We start from the raw sequence: 17,084 nt of genomic DNA, 5'->3' as shown, positions 1-17,084 counted from the left end.
CGGGGCGCCGCCGTCCTAGCCGCTGTTTCTGAGCGCGCTCGCCAGCCCGTTCATCGTCAGCAGGATGCCGCGCTGCACCAGCTCGTCGTCCTCGCCGGAGCGGTAGCGGCGCAGCAACTCCACCTGAAGGTGATTCAGGGGTTCGAGATACGGGAAGCGGTTGAACACCGAACGCGCCAGGGCCGGGTTGTCGGCCAGCAGGTCGTCGTGGCCCGTGATGCGTTTATACATGGCTATCGTTCGGTGATGCTCGTCGACGATCTTGTCAAACACCCTGCGCCGCAACGATTCGTCGGCCACCAGCTCGGCATAACGGGCCGCCAGGCCCAGGTCGCTCTTGGCCAATACCTGCGCCATGTTCGACAACACGCTGCGAAAAAACGGCCACCGTTGATACAGGTCGTGCAGCGTCTGAAGCCGGTCGGCTTCGCTTTCGGGGCCCGCCGCGATCCACTGCTCGAACGCGGAGCCGGTGCCGTACCAGCCGGGGAGCATCACCCGCGACTGGCTCCACGCCAGCACCCACGGGATGGCGCGCAAATCCGCAATCGAGGCGGTGGGCTTGCGTGAGGTCGGCCGGCTGCCGATGTTCAGCGACCCGATCTCGCTGACCGGCGTGGAGGCCTTGAAGTATTCGACGAAACCCGGTGTCTCATGGACTAATTCGGCGTACGCCCGCTGCGCCAGCATGGCCACCTCGTCGAGCACGGCGTAGGCCGGCTCCGCCCCGTCACCAAGGCCCTCGACATCCAGCAGCGTCGATTCCAGGGTGGCGGCCAGCAGGCTCTCCAGGTTGCGGCGCGCCAACTGTGGTTCGGCGTATTTCGCGGCGATGACCTCGCCCTGCTCGGTGAGCCGCAATGAGCCGTTCACCGCTCCCGGCGGCTGGGCCAGGATGGCCTGGTAGCTGGGACCGCCGCCGCGGCCGACGGTGCCGCCGCGACCGTGAAAGAGCCGCAACCGAATTCCGGTCTTCCGGGCGGTTTCGACCAGGGCGAGCTCCGCCCGGTAGACCGCCCAGTTGGCGGCCAGGTACCCGCCGTCCTTGTTGGAGTCGGAGTAGCCGAGCATCACCTCTTGGGATTCGCCGCGCGCAGCCACCAGCGCTCGGTAGAGCGGAAGGTCCAGCATCGCTTGCAGAATCGTCGCCCCGTTATGCAGATCCTCGATCGTCTCGAACAGTGGGGAGATGCCCACGGGGCAGTAGGGCTGCGGCCCGGAGGCGTCCAACAGGCCGGCCTCCTTCAGCAGGATCGCGGCCTCCAGCACGTCCGACACGGAACGGCACATCGAGACGACGTAGTTGGGCACCGAGGCGGGACCGTAGATCTCGACCGCGTGCGCGGCCGCCGCGACGATGTCCAGCTCGCTACGGGCCAGCTCGGACAGCCGCGCACGGTCCCCGACCAGCGGCCGCCGGGTGCCCAGTTCGGCAACCAGCAGCGCAACCCGTTCGTCTTCCGGCAACGAGCTGTAGTCCGGGTGTACACCCGCCCACGCCAGCAGCTCGCCGACCACTTTTTCGTGCACGTCGGAGTTTTGCCGCATATCCAGGCCACACAGATGGAAGCCGAAGACGTGCACGCCTTCGCGCAGCAGGGCCAGCCGATCGTCGGCCAACAGCCCGGCGCCGTGGGTGCGCAGCGAGGCATCGACGACGTCGAGATCGGCCCGCAGCTCGGCGGGCGTGGAATACCGTGGCAGGCCCAGGTCAAGCTGGTGTTGCGGTTGGCGGTCCAGTATTTCGGCGGCGGTGGCGGTGAGCCGGCCGCGGATCACCCGCAATGCCCGCCGGTACGGCTCGTCGGCGCGGGCTTGCTCCTGGCAGCCGCCGGCCAGCGCGGCCAGTGCGGGGGTGACCGTGATCAGCCGGGCCGACATCGACAGCTCCTGCTCGAGGTCGGTGAGTTCGGACAGGTAGTGCGCCAGCGCGGTGAACGCCGCGGCGCCGGTGGCCAACCGCACCACGTCGGCCGTCACGTTCGGGTTTCCGTCGCGGTCACCGCCGATCCAGGAACCCGGTTGCAGGATCGGTTCGGACGGCAGGTGGGCGTCCGGCCAGCGTGCCCGCAATGCTTCCCGGACCTCCGCATTGACCTGCGGGATCACCTCGAAGAACGCCGACGGGTACAGCCGCAACCCGACCGCGATCTCGTCGCTGATCTGCAGTCGAGAGAGCCGGATCAGCGCGGTCTGCCACAGGGTGAGGACGTGTCGGCGCAATTCGAGTTCGATGCTCCGGCCGCTATCGGTTTCGGTGTGCCCCTCCGCGTGGAGCCGCATCAACTCGGTGATCCGGTGCTGGGTGACGAAAACGGTGCGGCGCCGGGTCTCGGTGGGATGGGCGGTGATCACCGGCGAAACCAGCGCACCCTTTAGGGCCTCGGCAACCGTAGCCGAATCCAATTGCGCCAGATCGAGTTTCATGTATGTGGCGGCCAGGCTGCTGTCCTGCGGCGGCTCCCCGGCTGCCACGTGGATGGCGCGGCGCCTTCCCCGGTGAATGTCCTCGGCGACATTGGCCAGCAGCGCGAAATGGCTGAACGCCCTGATGACCGGAATCGCCTCGCGGATGTCGATGCGGTGGAACATCCGCGACATCTCGGCCCGGTCGATCTCGGAGCGACGCACCCGGAAAGACGCCACCCTGGCCCGCTCGACGAGGTCGAAAACCTCCTCACCGCTCTGCTCGCGCACGGTGTCGCCGAGGATGCCGCCCAGCAGCCTGATGTCGGCGCGCATCGGCTCGGTCGCCTCGCGCCCGAGGCGGGTCCGGTGGACATCGCCGATGGGTTCCAGCGCGGTATCGGAGACCTCGACCATGCGTCCCAGTATCAGCGACCGGCTCGCCCGGCGCCCGTTGTCGGCCGGGCTTCGGGTCTGCGGTCACGGCATCCAACCTGCGCACACGGCGCGGGTTACGCGAATTCCCACGCCCTGGCCGCAGGTTGGATGCCGTGACCGCAGACTCATCGCAGGCACGGCGCCGTTGGTGGGTCCAACCCCATTCGGTAGGCTGCCGGTCATGGAATTGGCGCTGCAGATCACCCTGGTGATCACCAGTGTGCTGGTGGTGTTGCTGGTGCTGCTGCACCGTGCGAAGGGGGGTGGCCTGTCGACGCTGTTCGGCGGCGGTGTGCAGTCAAGCCTGTCCGGGTCGACGGTGGTGGAGAAGAACCTCGACCGGTTGACGCTGTTCATCACCGGCATCTGGCTGGTGTCCATCATCGGTATTGCGCTACTGATCAAATACCGCTGACCGGAACTTCTTGGGCGCATGCCTCGGGCCTTCGCCCGGGGTTTGCCCATCCCGTCTGTCGCCGGGCGTAGCCCGGCGTCGGGAAAGTAATCGAAGCGCACAGTGCTCGAAGCCGTCGCAGACTCGAAAGGCGGCCCACCGTGAATTCCGCATGACAGCGCCAGCCAAGGGTGGGCTGGGCGCGGGGATTGGCGAGGTGTCTGCGGCATTGCGCAGCGCTGGTTCGGTCGGGCAACTGTCGGTGCCGCCCGCCTGGACCGCCCCGGCAGTCACCACGGTCAGGGCGTTTCAGGGCACCCCAATGACCACGCTGCCGGCCGGCGATGCCGCAGCGCCCGGGATGCCGGGAATGCCCGGGATGGCCCCGACGGGGACCGGGCGCGGTGGCGTGGTGCCCCGCTACGGTGTCACGCCCAGGGTGATGACGCGCCCACTCTCGGGAGGGTGACCGGACCGCCCGGTTCCTGACCTACGGCAACGGCCCGCCAGCGGCGATGGCCGCCAGCGTCGCGAACTGTTCCCCATCCAGCGACGCTCCCCCGACCAGGCCGCCGTCGACGTCGTCCTGGGCGACGATCTCGCCGATGTTTTTCGCGTTCACCGAGCCGCCGTAGAGCACCCGCACCGTTTCGGCGATCCTCGATGACGCCAGCGACGCCAGCTCCTGGCGGATCGCCGCGCACACCTGCTGAGCGTCGGCGGCGCTGGCCACCCGCCCGGTGCCGATCGCCCAGACCGGCTCGTAGGCGATGACGACGGAGCCGATCTGCTCGGCGGACAATCCGGCCAGCGAGCCGCGCAGCTGTTCGACGTTGTGGCTCACGTGATTTCCCGCCTCACGGACGTCGAGGTGCTCACCGATGCAGACGATCGGGGTCAGGTCGTTCCGCAGCGCGGCGGTGGCCTTGGCGGCCACCAGCGCGTCATCCTCGTTGTGGTACGTGCGCCGCTCGGAATGCCCGACGACAACGTAGCTGCAGCCCAGCTTGGCCAGGAAGACCCCACTGATATCACCGGTGTAGGCACCGGAGTCGTGTGGCGACAAGTCCTGCGCCCCATAGGTCAACCGCAGCTTGTCGCCGTCGACCAGGGTTTGCACGCTGCGCAAGTCGGTGAACGGCGGGATGACCGTGACGTCGACCTTGTCGTAGTACTTGTCCGGCAAGGAGAACGCGATCTTCTGCACCAGCGCGATCGCCTCGAAGTGATTGAGGTTCATCTTCCAGTTGCCGGCTATCAGCGGCTTGCGGCTCACATGTCTCCTTCGTTTGGCTGTGCACGACCGAGCACCTCGATGCCAGGCAGCGTCTTGCCCTCGAGGTATTCCAGCGATGCGCCGCCCCCGGTGGATATGTGCGAGAAGGCTGTCTCGGGGATGTCGAGCGCACGCACCGCGGCCGCGGAGTCACCGCCGCCGACCACGCTGAACGCGCCTTTACCGGTCGCGGCGACGATCGCTTCTGCGACCCCTCTGGTGCCCGCCGCATAGGCGGGAAATTCGAAAACGCCCATCGGGCCGTTCCAGAAGACGGTCCTGGCGTTGGACAGCAGGGTGGCGAACCGTTTGATCGATCCCGGGCCGATGTCCAGGCCCATCAAGTCGTCCGGGATGGCGTCAGCGGCCACCGTCCGCGGCGGCGAATCGGCGGCGAACCTTTCCGTCACTACCAGGTCGACGGGCAGCCGGAGCACGTCGGCATAGGTGTCCAGCAGCCTGCGGCAGGTTTCGATCATGTCGTCTTCCAGCAGCGATTTGCCAACCGAAAGGCCCTGCGCGGCAAGGAATGTGAAGCACATGCCGCCGCCGATTACGATGCTGTCGGCTTTTGTCGCCAGCGACTCGATGACGCCGAGCTTGTCGGATACCTTTGATCCGCCGAGCACCACCGCGTACGGCCGCTGGGTCGAGCTGGTCAGCTGCTCCAGCACCAGGATCTCGTCGGCGACCAGCGTGCCGGCGTAGTGCGGCAGCAGGGTGGCGACGTCGTAGACCGAGGCTTGCTTGCGGTGCACCACCCCGAAGCCGTCGGAAACGAAAGCTCCTCCCGGACTGACCAATTCGGCTAGCTGCCTGGCCAGGGCGAGGCGCTGGTCATCGTCCTTGCTGGTCTCGCGCGGATCGAAACGGATGTTCTCCAGCATCAGGATGTCGCCGTCGGTCAGGCCCTCGGCACGGGCCAGCGCGTCGGCGCCGACGACATCGCCGGCCAACTGCACGTGCCGGCCCAATTGCTCGCGCAGCGCGGCGGCGACCGGTGCCAGCGACAGCTGCGGGTCGGGCCCGTCCTTGGGACGACCCAGGTGCGCGGTGACCACCACCTTGGCGCCGGCCTCGAGCAGCGCCTTCAATGTCGGCACCGACGCCGTGATCCGGCCGGGGTCGCTGATCGCGCCGTCCTCCAGCGGGACATTCAGGTCGGAGCGCACCAGCACGCTGCGACCCGAAACACCCTCCGCCAGAAGGTCTTTGAGGTTGTGTACCGTCACGGCTAGAGCGACTTGCCGACCAGCGCGACCAGGTCGATAAGCCGGTTGGAGTAGCCCCACTCGTTGTCGTACCACGACACCACCTTGGCCTGGTCGTCGATCACTTTGGTCAGACCGGAGTCGAAGATCGAGCTGTGCGGGTCGGTAACGATGTCGCTCGAGACGATCGGCGCGTCGTAGTACTTCAGGATGCCCTTCAGCCTGCCCTCGGCGGCAGCCTTGAAGGCCGCGTTGATCTCATCGACGCTGGCCGATTTGGACAGGTCGGCGGTCAGGTCGGTCACCGAGCCGGTGGGGATCGGCACCCGCAGGGCGTAACCGTCCAGCTTGCCCTTCAGCTGGGGCATCACCAGGCCGATGGCCTTGGCCGCCCCGGTGGAGGTCGGCACGATATTCAGGGCGGCGGCGCGGGCCCGGCGCAGGTCCTTGTGCGGCCCGTCCTGCAGGTTCTGGTCCTGCGTGTAGGCGTGGATGGTGGTCATCAAACCCCTGACGATGCCGAACTCATCGTCGAGCACCTTGGCGAGCGGCGCAAGGCAATTCGTCGTGCACGACGCGTTGGAGATGATGTTCTGGCTGCCGTCGTACTTGTCGTCGTTGACGCCCAGGACGATGGTGATGTCCTCGTCGGTGGCGGGTGCGGAGATGATCACTTTCTTGGCGCCGGCCGCCAGGTGGCCTTTGGCCTTGGCCGCGTTGGTGAACAGGCCGGTGGATTCGACGACGACGTCGACGCCCAGATCACCCCACGGCATCGCCGCCGGACCCTCCCTGACCTCGAGCGCCTTGATTTTCGCGGGGCCCACCACGATGGTGTCTTCGCCTTCCAGGCTGACGTCCTGCGGCAGCCGGCCCAGGATAGAGTCGAATTTGAGCAGGTGAGCCAGCGTGCTGTTGTCGGTGATGTCGTTGACAGCCACCACCTCGATGTCGGCGGTCCCCTGCTCCTGTTGAGCCAATAAAGCCCGGTAGAAGTTGCGTCCGATACGACCGAAGCCGTTGATACCCACTCGGACCGTCACTTGTCTCTCCCTGTCTTCCTTATGTCCGCTGAAGAGCGCTCGCCGTCAGCCTAGATCAGTGGCACCTGGCGCCGACCGCCAGCCGATGACGGGAATGCGCTGCGGGTGTCCCGGCGCATCCGCCGGGCGAGGCCCACCAGCGGAAACGCGTTAGCCCGGATTTTTCGCGAAACTGTGCGTGACACGGTGTTGAGTTAGCGAAAGTGCCTGTCCTGCAATGGATAATGAGGTTTCTTCAAGTCGTCAGTATCCAGCGGGGAGGCACTTTCTAAGTGAACGGTAGCGCAGCGGGTCCGCGGGTGAAAGTATCAGCCGACGGTGCCGGTGTCGTGTCGCATGCCGGGGTGGGCATGCTGCGGGAGGTCGCCGATCTGACCGGGCTGTCGTCGCAGGTCACAGCCGTGTTGGCCGATACCTACCGGGGGCCGTGGATGCATGCACCCGGGGTGGTGTTCGCTGATCTGGCCGCGGCGGTGGCCGACGGCGCGGACTGCATCGATTCGGTCGGCGCATTGTGGGGTGACCGCCAGCAGGCGTTCGGGCCGGTGGCCTCGACGAGCACGCTGTGGCGGTTGGTTGATGAGCGCATCGACGCCGCGCATCTGCCGGGGATTCGGGCGGCCCGCGCGCATGCCCGCGCCCAGGCGTGGGCGGCCGGGCGGCCCCGAGCACGGTGGGTGGCTGCACCTGGATGTCGATGCCACCATCTGCGTTGATCATTCCGACAACAAGGAAAACGCGGCAGCGACCTGGAAGAAAACCTTCGGATTCCACCCGCTGCTGGTGTTTTTGGACCGTCCCGACATCGCCGCCGGGGAGGCCTTGGCCGGGTTGCTGCGCGCAGGCAACGCCGGCTCGAACACCACCGCCGACCACATCACCGTTCTTGAGCAGGCGCTGGAATCGCTACCGGCGGCCTACCGTCCCGACCCGGACAACCCCGACGGGCCGGCGGTGTTGATCCGCTCGGATTCGGCCGGGGCCACCTACGGGTTCGCCGCGGCCTGCCGTACCGCGCACGTGGGGTTCTCCTTGGGCGCGGTCATCGACTCCCGCGTGCAAAACGCTGTCGAGATCCTCAACGACGCCGATGCCTGGTATCCGGCCATCGACACCGACGGCGCCATCCGCGACGGCGCCTGGGTCGCCGAGGCCACCGATCTGGTGGATCTGTCGGCTTGGCCGGCCGGCACGCGGTTGGTCCTACGCAAGGAGCGCCCGCACCCCGGCGCCCAGTTGCGGTTCACCGATTCTGACGGCCACCGGGTCACCGGGTTTCTCACCGACACCGCCGACGGGGCCATCCCCGGCCAGCTGGCCGGCCTGGAGTTGCGCCACCGCCAACACGCCCGGGTGGAAGACCGCATCCGCCAAGCCAAAGCCACCGGCCTGCGGAATCTACCGTTCAGTGCTTTTGACGCCAATGCCGCCTGGCTTGAAATCGTCCTGGCAGCCACCGATCTGATCGCCTGGACCAAACTGATCGGCTTCACCGAGGACCCGGACCTGGCGCGCTGCGAGATCGCCGCCTTCCGCTACCGGGTGCTGCACGTGGCCGCCCGCATCACCCGCGGCGCCCGCCAGGTTCGCCTGCGCATCGACGCCACCTGGCGCTGGGCCAAGGCCATCACCGCCGCCTGGATTCGCATCCGCGCCGCCTTCACCTAACCACCCGACCTCCCTGACCCGACCAGACGAAAGACCCCGGCCCCCAGGAAGCCCGCCCACCGGCACGACAGCCGGCGACCTGTCGCACCCACCTGCCAGAATCGGCGTCACCAGCCGGCCAGAACCCCGCTCACACCCCACCCATCAAGCAGCGCGAAAAATCGAGGCTAGTGCAGGTCCGCAGGTGTTTGTGGAATTGCGCCGACTTGTGACGCCGTCGTGACGTCACCATTTGGAAACGGCGCGGTGCGGCGCGGCTCGTGTTCCACATGGGTTGCCGACAATTGGGCAGTCGTCGAAAAACGACCTCGGTACGGCTATGCGGTTCCACTGCACGAATTGACTGCGAAATATCTGAGCGCGAATGAAGGAGAGTTGACGCTGATGGCGATCGTCGATCGGTTCAACATCAAAATGGTTGCCAGCGCTGGGTTGTGCGGAGCTGCTGTTATTGCGTTGAGCCCGGACGCGGCGGCCGCCCCGCTGATAACGGGCGGCCATGCGTGCATCCAGGGGCTGGCGGGCGACGCGCCGGGAGCCGCCGACGGACCGGTGGCCGCTGGTGGACCGGTGGCCGCCGGCGGCCCGGTGGCCGCGGACGTGTGCAGCGCTGCACTCACTGATATGGCTGGTGTTCCGTTGGTTACGCCTGGGCCGGTGCCGGCGGCCGCGCCAGTGCCGGTGCCGGCGGCCGCGCCAGTCCCGGTGCCCGCGGTCGCCCCAGTCCCGGCGGCCGCGCCAGTCCCGGTGCCCGCGGTCGCCCCAGTCCCGGCGGTCGCCCCAGTCCCGGCGGTCGCCCCAGTCCCGGCGGTCGCGCCAGTCCCGGTGCCCGCGGTCGCCCCAGTCCCGGTGCCAGCGGTTGCGCCGATGCCGGTGGTGCCGGTTGGTGCCCCGCTGATCGCGCTTGGGCCGGTCCTGGCTGGTGCGCCCGTGGATGCTGCGGCCGGCGCTCCGATCATCGACATGTCTGGGGTGAAGGATGCGCCGAGTGGTCCGGCGCCAGCTGGCGGGCCCGTGCCCGGCCAGCCGGTTCCGCCCGGTCCTTCGGGCATGGGCGCGCGCTGAGGCGTGCGGCGGCTCACGCCCGTGGGTGGCGCGGCGCACCGGGGATGCAGGGTAACGACATCTCGACGCGGGTGCCGACGCGCATCACCGAGCTACGGAGCCTCTTGACATCGGCGGCCTTGGCCGCTGCTATTCCTGCACGATCACCGGGTCGCCAATGTTGACCGTGTTGTAGTACCACTCCGCGTCCTCGGGGCTCAGGCTGATGCAGCCGTGGCTGACATTCTCGAGTCCCATCGATCGGACGGCCCACGGCGCCGAATGCACGTAGAGGCCGCGGCTGGTGATGCGGACGGCGTAATCCACCGCAAGCCGGTAACCGTCGGCATCGTCGACGGGGATGCCGACGCTGCTCGAATCCATGATCACCGAGCGTTCCTTGGACAGGACGGTGTAGGAGCCGGCCGGCGTCGGATACTCCGGCCTGCCCATCGAGGCGGGCATCACCCCCTCTTCACCGAAGTGAGGTCGGTGGTGTGGCGCTGGTAGTGCAGGCGGCGGTCCCGCCTCGACTCCGTCGATGCTCACCGTGAAGGTGTGCTCCGAGATGTTGGCAACACCGACGACGGCGGGACCCGTCTTAAAGTCCGTCGACAGGCCGCCGACCGAAAGCGCCACCGTGCTGTGCGCCGGCCAGAAGCGGTCGGGAACCCACCGCACGACGCTGTTGCCGAGCCATTCGAACTTGCCGGTCATCGCGGGCGCCGATCTGACTGCAACGGCACGCTCGGCCGCGTGCCGGCTGGCCGAGTTGGTTATGGGCGCACCGAACGTCACCACCACCGGGTGCGCCACACCCACCACCTCGCCGCGCGTTGGCAGAACTGACGCGATGGCGAACCCACCCGCCTGGTTGGCTGCCGCAAGGCTTGTGCCGGCCGGCCCCGCAACCACACTCGCGGCGGTTCCGAAGACGGCAAGAGCACACCGAAAAGCCGCCCGCATGGCATCCATTCCTTCTTACCGACAGAGTTGCAATAGCGATGGTAGGGGTGCTCTGAAGAATGGAAGTCAAGGCGCGCCTTGGCAATTCGATCAAGCCTCCGTCACGTTTTGGCTACGGCGAGGTGAGTTCAGCGGCCGCGGTGCTTAGCGAGCCAGCGCAGCGCCGAGCCGGCGGCGTGGTAGCCACACAGACCATGGATCCCCGCACCCGGCGGCGCGGACTGCGAACACAGGTAGACGCCAGGCACACCCGTCGCATACGGATCGATGGCCACGCGTGGACGGAAGATGACCTGGAGCCGGTCGTTGGCGCCGCCGATGATGTCGCCGCCGATGAAGTTGCGGTTGTAGGCCGCCAGCCCGGTCGTGGACGTGCTGACTGTTGCGGTGATGCGGTCGCGGAATCCCGGGGCGAACCGCTCGATCTGGTCGACGACGGCGGCCGTGGCGTCGCCGGTGTAGCCGAACGGCACGTGCGCGTACGCCCATATCGGGTTGAGGTTGCCCGCCGAGCGGGAGGGATCGGCCAGGTATTGCTGCCCGACGAGCACGAACGGCCGCTGTGGCATCATGCCTTGTGCGCGTTGCCGTTCCGTGTCCGCGACCTCGGCGAAGCTGCCGCCCACGTGGACGGTCCCCGCGCGCCCGCAGTCGGGGTTGGTCCACGGAACGTCGCCCTCGATGACGAAGTCCACCTTGAACGCGGACGATCCCTGACGGTAACGCCGATAGGACCGCTTGATCCGGGCGGGCATGATGTCGCCGTAGATCCCCAGCACCGCCGCCGGGCTGAGGTCGAGCATGACGATGTCGGCATCGGGGACGTCGCCGCGACCGGTCACCGTCACGCCCGTGGTGACGCTGCCGCCGTACGCCTGTAGGACGGCGGCCAGGGCCTTGGCGATCGATCCGGATCCGCCCTCGGCGACCGGCCAGCCGTAGCGGTGACCGCTGGCCAGGATCATCAGGCCGAGCGACGCGGTGAGCGGCCGGTCCAGCCGGGTGTAGACGTGCGCGGCCGCGCCGCCGAACAGTGCGCGTGCCTGCTCGGTGCGAAACCAGCGCGCCATCGCCGTGGCCGGCAGCACCGCGCGCGGCCCGAAGCCGGCGAGGCGGATCGGGTGCCGCGGGATGTTGAGCATCGGGCGAAGCAAATCGTGGGCCAGCTCATCGAACCCGGCCGCCAGGTCGCCCACCGCACCCCGCCACCGCTTGCCGTCGGAGCCCATGCCGGCCACGGTCCGCTCGAGCGACCGGTACAGCACCCCGGCGGTGCCGTCGTCGAGCGGGTGCGCGCAGTCGATCTCCGGCCACTTCCACGTCAGCCCGTAGCTCGCAAGGTCGATCTCCTTCCAGAACGGCGAACCCACCCCCAGCGGGTGAAACGCCGAGCAGTGATCGTGGATCAGTCCGGGCACGGTCAGCTCACCCGACCGCGCTCCCCCGCCGATCTCGTCGCGAGCCTCCAGCACCGCTACGTCAACACCGTGACGGGCGAGGTGGATCGCCGCGGCCAGGCCGTTGGGCCCCGAACCGACGACGACCGCGGTCGTCATGGCTTCCCGGGCGTGGTGCGTTGCGTCGTCACATGGACGGGAAATTCGTCACCGGGCTCGGGCCATGGCTGACGGCTCAACATGTCCCCGACGGTGACATAGCCCGCCTCGGTCAGACCGGTCTTGGCGTCGACGATGCGGTACCACTGCTTCTGGACGTGGATCGGCTGGCCCTCGAGGATGATGACGCGGACGTCGCCCTCGTCGAAATTGCACCGCCGCTGCACGGCGGCCAGCAGTTGCTCATTGTGCAGATGGCCCTCGCCGAAGTTCCACCCGACCAGGGGCCCGGCGACTATCTCGCCCTCACGCACCCGGTAGTCGGCTTGGTTGGCCTCACCCCCCAAGGCGCGGGGCAGCAAGCCGTTGAGCGCCCTGCCATGGGTATGCATCGCCCGGAACGCGGCCACCTTGTCGGCCATGATTTCGGCGGTCGCGGCGTCGTAGAGCTTGGCCAGCTGATTGACAACGAGCGCGGAGCTTTTCACGACGTTCGCTTCGATCTTGGCCTCAGCACCCGCGCGGAAGCACCACACGCTGGTGGCCCAGTTGCCGGCGTAGTAGCGCATTGCGGGCAGAAATGAAATCTTTTCGGGGTAAAGGTTTCCCGCGATCACAACGGCTACCACGGCGATCACGAGGGCCAGCAGCAGCGGCGACCGAAGGTCGGTGGCCCGGATTGAGCCGTAGTGCCCGAACAGGTAGAACAGCGAAAAGATGAAAAACACATTCCACTCCAACGGGACTCCCATCGGGAGGTTGGACAAGATGTTGAGGTGGAAGATCACCATGAAACCGATGAGGAACCACCGCCATTGGTGACCGTCGGCGACGAAGACCAGGACCCCCGGGACCAGGAATTCCGCCGTGGTACCGCCAACATGGGCCATCAGCTTCGGCAACCAGGAGGGTCGCAGGTCGTCGACCGGATCCAGGTAGAGCAGGTGCTTGAACCAGTTGAACAGCTTGCTCCTCAGCAACGCGTTGTTGCTCGTCATCACCGAGACGACATACGGGAAGTGGTGGTTGAGCTTGGAAGTCGCCGCCCCCCACCACAGGCACAGCATGATGATCTTGAACGCCGCGATCTGATCGGTGAACGGGAAAAAGAACACGATCAGCTTCAGCCAGTAGTGCTCACCGCGGGCGGCCAGGAAGATGGTTTTGTCGCGCAGTCCCAGCACCGCGAGGGCGACGATCGTCGGCGCCACCAGGACGGGGTCGATCAGCCCGACGTCGCCGGTGGCGGTGGGACCGGGCCCGTCTTGACCGGGTGAGCCGGGCGACAACAGCGCCCACACCCCGCCGAACAACACGATGGCGTAGAGAGCGACATCGACGACGGTACGGGTATCTCCGCCCGTGAACGGAACCCTACCCGGCCAGGCGGGCAGTCGAATTGTGTTGGGCCGCAACCAATAAAGGAATCCGCCAATCGGCGGCATGAACCGCCCGGTCAGCGGGCCGGATCCGCAGCCAAAGCCCAGGACCTCGAACAGCAGCGTGAAGACGATGACCTTCTGGTACACGATCGGTTGCGTCCACCAGTCACCGATGCGGCTCAGCCCACCCAGGCCCGGGGTCAGCGAGATGATCACGGCCGCGGCGGCGATGTACCCGCCGATCTTGATCAGATAAAGCAGATACGCCGCATACGGTGTTCCGAAGCCGTGTTCCACCCAGTGCCTGGTCGCGATTTGCAATCGCGCGGCCCGTGGCTGGGTCAGCCAGGTGTCGTGATCGACGTCCGGAAGATCGGGCTTCATGAATCCCATGGCGGCCTCGTTCCTGTCGGGTGTGAAAACACGTTGGTCAATACAATCTATTCGGCGTCACCAGGCCTGTGGTTTGTCGGAAGCCGGCCGTCCGCAATGATCCGCATCGGCTCGGTCGGGCGCGGGTGAGTGTCGGCGCGGCACGCAGCTGGCGCAACAACCTCCCATGCGGACCCCTCATCAGGCAGACGAACCTGTGTGGTGCTGCCGCACGAGACTCGTTGCGGACCTATCGGACCACGAACCGCGCCCTCCGAGGGATCGAGGAAGCCTCGCCCGGGTTGCGACGGGGAAGAGAGTTCCATCGCCTGAGCCACCCGATACTGAATAGCGTTGCGGTGCAACATCATTGCGTCGGCCGTCGCGCCCTAGCTGCGGTTGCGGATCAGAAACTCCGGCAGCGTTTCGCCCAACTAGACCGGAAAGCCCTGCCCGGTGAGGATGGCCGCAGCCGCCACCGCGGGAATTCCGAACGCGAACACCAGCAGCATCGCGTTGGTGGCAGGGATAAGTTGCAGGTTTTGATTGAATCCGCTGAGGTCACCGGCAACCACATCGTCGACCGCGTTGACCAGGTAGTGGGTATCGGCTGTCACAAAGACGCCGGGTCCTTCGACCAAGATCGGCAACACTTGCTCGCCAATGAAGATGGCGTTAGTGAGTTCAGCGGGAGCGCCGTGGCTGCTCGCGGCGGCCGAGAGCGCCTCACCGGCCTGGTAGATGGTTGACGTTATGACGGGATCGATGTTGTCGTTGATGACGGTATCGAGCAAGCCATCCAGGGCATTGAGCGGGCCGCCGATGACACCGCCGAGCTGCGGAGGAACCGGGATCCTGTCAGGCACGATCGGCGGCAAGCTGGGCATCGTCAAGGGGATGTTCGACGGCTGCGACACCAAAGGCAGACTCGGCAGGCTCGGCGCGTCCGGCAGCGGCGGTAACCCTACGTCAGCCAATGCATTGTCGATCCCCAGCACGGTCCCCTGGGCCAGGTCGCCCGCGACGGTGATCGGGTTGATGTGCGTCGGCAACAGCGCGGCCGGGGTGGGGAGGTCCGCGTATCCAGTTCGGTCGTAGCCCAATTCGATGATTACCCGTAAGTCGGGCTCGACGAGATCCAGCACCGGTTCGGGCACGATCCCACGGAAAGGCCGCAGCAGCGGCAGATCCTCGTTGGGGATCAGAATGTAGGTGCTGTTGATATCCGGCGAGGACACCGGCAGCACCACCCCGGAAGCAACCTGGTCGGGCGTGAGCTCCTGGTACAGGCCGTGCGAGTAATAAATTCCCAACAGCGCGTTGAGGTCCGCCGGGATATTGAGCGGGTACTGCGGGAAGTCGGCAAAGCCGTCATATTGAGTCGTGTAAATGGTCGTTGGGTATTCGGTGACTGGAGTCGCGCCGTTGAATGTCAGGCCGATCGACTGGAGGTATAGACCGGGAAAGCGCGCGAGGATGCCGCCGTTGGGATTGTTGGGATTACCGAGCAGCACGAAGGCTAGCTGTTCTGGACTCGGCCGGGCGGCGGCGGGCAGGGTCTCGAGATAGCGCATCTCAAGGGTGGCCACCGTGGAGCCCTGGGAGAATCCCAGGACGACGACGTCTCCGCCGGCGGCGACTTTCTGCATGATCGCGGTGTGTAGATAGCCGGCGCCCTGGACCGTGGACTGGTCATAGGTCAGACTCGGGATTCCGGTCCACGGCTGGAACTGCGCGGGCGTGTAGAGGCCGGATGGCGTGTAGCCCGAGAAATGGGGGGCGATGTACAGGTCGTAGACCTGCCATATGTAGCCCCATGACGGGTGCGAGGTTCCGGTGGAGCCCACGATCAACGCGGTGCGCCCACCCGGGGCCAACGCCGACGTCATCATCGCTTGGACGCCGGAGGACCCACCGGCGCCGCCGGCCTGCCCGGCCCCACCGGTGGGCGCGTCGCCAAACAACGCGCCATCAACCGCATTGAGCACATCCCGCTGAGCGCTCTGCAGCAGCTGTAACGCTGAAGCATTGGCGGCCTCGGCGCTGGCATACCACCCCGCGCCCGCGCTGAGGGCTCGGGCAAACCTGTCATGAAACGCCGCCGCCTGCGCGCTGAGCGTCAGATACTCCTGGCCGTGGCCGCTGAATAACGCCGCGATGGCCGCCGACACCTCATCCGCGGCCGCGGCCACCACCTGGGTCAACGCGGCCGCCGCGGCCGCATTCGCCTCGCCCAGCGCCGCGCCGATGCCCTCCAAATCGGAGGCCGCTGCCGCCACCACCTCCGGCGCCACGATCACAAACGACATCACCCCTCCGGCCAGGCCAGGAAACCCGGCTCGCCGGCCACCGGCGATGCCGAGCAGGAGGAGATGGTAGCCCGATCCGGGGTGCGCATCCCGCGGTTTCGGCCAACATCTTGGCCCGTCGACCGGTGCCCGAGCGTTCGCCCCGTCGGCTCCCCCGCGAACTGGCCGGTCGGTACCATCTAGTGACCCACAGCGCCATGGTCGAAGGAACAACGTGAGCGACAGCCCAGACAGCGACGACATCGGCAAGTTCGACCCTGGGTTGACCGCACGCATGGTCGGAGTGATGCGGCCAATCTTGAAGACCTACTTCCGGTCCGAGGTGCGCGGCCTGGACTCCTTCCCGCCCGGCGGAGCGCTTGTCGTCGCCAACCACTCCGGCGGCATGTTCCCGATGGATGTTCCGATCTTCACCGTCGACTTCTACGAGAAATTCGGCTACGACCGACCGGTCTATACCCTCAGCCACGACATCCTCTTCATGGGCGTGACCGGATCGTTCTTCAGGCGGACCGGCTACATCCGGGCCAACCGCGAGAACGCGGCCGCGGCGTTGCGGTCCGGCGGTGTGGTGATCGTCTTTCCCGGCGGCGATTACGACGCGTACCGGCCCACGGCAGCGGAGAACGTCATCGACTTCAACGGCCGCAAGGGATACGTCGGCACGGCGATCGAAGCCGGCGTGCCCATCGTGCCCGCGGTGTCCATCGGTGGGCAGGAGACCCAGCTCTACCTGTCCCGCGGCACCTGGCTGGCCCAGCGCCTGGGACTCAAGCGCCTGCTGCGCAGCGACATCCTGCCGCTCTCGTTCGGCTTCCCGTTCGGGTTGAGCGCCGCGATCCCGCCCAACCTCCCGTTGCCCACCAAGATCGTCACGCGGGTGCTGGAACCGATCGATATCGCCAAGCGATTCGGCGACGATCCCGACGTCGACGAGGTCGACGAGCACGTGCGGTCGATCATGCAGCGGGCCCTCAACGAGCTCGCCGCCCAGCGCCGATTCCCGATTCTGGGCTGAA

General features: G+C 66.9%; 11 protein-coding genes and 3 pseudogenes. 5 read left to right on the top strand and 9 right to left on the bottom strand.

Features of this window, described 5'->3' with window-relative positions; genetic code table 11:
- Nucleotides 1-15: 15 nt before the first annotated feature.
- Nucleotides 16-2,823: a phosphoenolpyruvate carboxylase gene (ppc, locus tag G6N24_RS06395; protein WP_085163046.1), complete on the bottom strand. Its 2,808-nt coding sequence runs from the start codon at nt 2,821-2,823 to the stop codon at nt 16-18.
- Between the two features lie 202 nt (nt 2,824-3,025).
- Here ppc and secG point away from each other — a divergent pair, with 202 nt between their 5' ends.
- Nucleotides 3,026-3,259: a preprotein translocase subunit SecG gene (secG, locus tag G6N24_RS06390; protein ID WP_085163047.1), complete on the top strand. Its 234-nt coding sequence runs from the start codon at nt 3,026-3,028 to the stop codon at nt 3,257-3,259.
- 181 nt (nt 3,260-3,440) lie between these two features.
- Nucleotides 3,441-3,707, top strand: a pseudogene (locus G6N24_RS06385) (PE/PPE C-terminal domain-containing protein); the annotation flags it as partial.
- Between the two features lie 21 nt (nt 3,708-3,728).
- Here the strand turns inward: G6N24_RS06385 and tpiA are convergent.
- From tpiA to gap, 3 genes are read right to left on the bottom strand one after another with little or no spacing between them, the layout of a single operon-like run.
- A complete protein-coding gene (tpiA, locus tag G6N24_RS06380) occupies nt 3,729-4,514 on the bottom strand; it encodes a triose-phosphate isomerase (protein WP_085163049.1) in 786 nt (261 codons plus the stop codon).
- Nucleotides 4,511-5,746 carry a phosphoglycerate kinase gene (locus tag G6N24_RS06375; protein WP_085163050.1) on the bottom strand — a complete coding sequence of 412 codons (1,236 nt, stop codon included), beginning with the start codon at nt 5,744-5,746 and terminating at the stop codon, nt 4,511-4,513. Before G6N24_RS06375 ends, tpiA begins: the two co-directional genes overlap by 4 nt.
- A gap of 2 nt (nt 5,747-5,748) precedes the next feature.
- On the bottom strand, nt 5,749-6,768 hold the full coding sequence (gap, locus tag G6N24_RS06370) for a type I glyceraldehyde-3-phosphate dehydrogenase (RefSeq protein WP_085163051.1): 1,020 nt from the start codon (nt 6,766-6,768) through the stop codon (nt 5,749-5,751).
- 272 nt (nt 6,769-7,040) lie between these two features.
- Here gap and G6N24_RS06365 point away from each other — a divergent pair.
- Nucleotides 7,041-8,436, top strand: a pseudogene (locus G6N24_RS06365) (IS1380 family transposase).
- A gap of 375 nt (nt 8,437-8,811) precedes the next feature.
- Nucleotides 8,812-9,501, top strand: coding sequence for a hypothetical protein (locus tag G6N24_RS06360; protein ID WP_139822283.1), 690 nt, complete (start codon nt 8,812-8,814; stop codon nt 9,499-9,501).
- A 129-nt stretch (nt 9,502-9,630) separates the two neighbouring features.
- On the opposite strand, the gene G6N24_RS06355 is transcribed toward G6N24_RS06360, so the two are convergent.
- From G6N24_RS06355 to G6N24_RS06340, 5 genes and pseudogenes are all read right to left on the bottom strand, one after another.
- Complete coding sequence (locus G6N24_RS06355; RefSeq protein ID WP_085158841.1) at nt 9,631-10,446, bottom strand: L,D-transpeptidase; 816 nt, start codon at nt 10,444-10,446, stop codon at nt 9,631-9,633.
- 128 nt (nt 10,447-10,574) lie between these two features.
- Nucleotides 10,575-12,002 carry a phytoene desaturase family protein gene (locus G6N24_RS06350; RefSeq protein WP_085158823.1) on the bottom strand — a complete coding sequence of 476 codons (1,428 nt, stop codon included), beginning with the start codon at nt 12,000-12,002 and terminating at the stop codon, nt 10,575-10,577.
- Nucleotides 11,999-13,777 (bottom strand): DUF3556 domain-containing protein, encoded by a 1,779-nt coding sequence (locus tag G6N24_RS06345; protein ID WP_085158821.1) that lies wholly within the window; start codon nt 13,775-13,777, stop codon nt 11,999-12,001. The genes G6N24_RS06350 and G6N24_RS06345 overlap by 4 nt, the downstream gene beginning before the upstream one ends.
- Before the next feature lie 296 nt (nt 13,778-14,073).
- Nucleotides 14,074-14,190, bottom strand: a pseudogene (locus G6N24_RS23850) (helix-turn-helix domain-containing protein); the annotation flags it as partial.
- Nucleotides 14,191-16,065, bottom strand: a complete 1,875-nt coding sequence (locus tag G6N24_RS06340) for a PE family protein (protein ID WP_085158818.1) — start codon at nt 16,063-16,065, stop codon at nt 14,191-14,193.
- Nucleotides 16,066-16,339: 274 nt separating this feature from the next.
- Here G6N24_RS06340 and G6N24_RS06335 point away from each other — a divergent pair, with 274 nt between their 5' ends.
- Entirely contained in the window at nt 16,340-17,083 is a 744-nt protein-coding gene (locus tag G6N24_RS06335; protein WP_085158839.1) for a lysophospholipid acyltransferase family protein, read from the top strand.
- Nucleotide 17,084 lies beyond the last annotated feature (1 nt).

It is taken from the genome of Mycobacterium lacus (assembly GCF_010731535.1).
GTDB lineage: Bacteria > Actinomycetota > Actinomycetes > Mycobacteriales > Mycobacteriaceae > Mycobacterium > Mycobacterium lacus.
The sequence above is the reverse complement of the archived record's forward strand: the minus strand, read 5'-3'. Positions and strand labels throughout refer to the sequence as shown.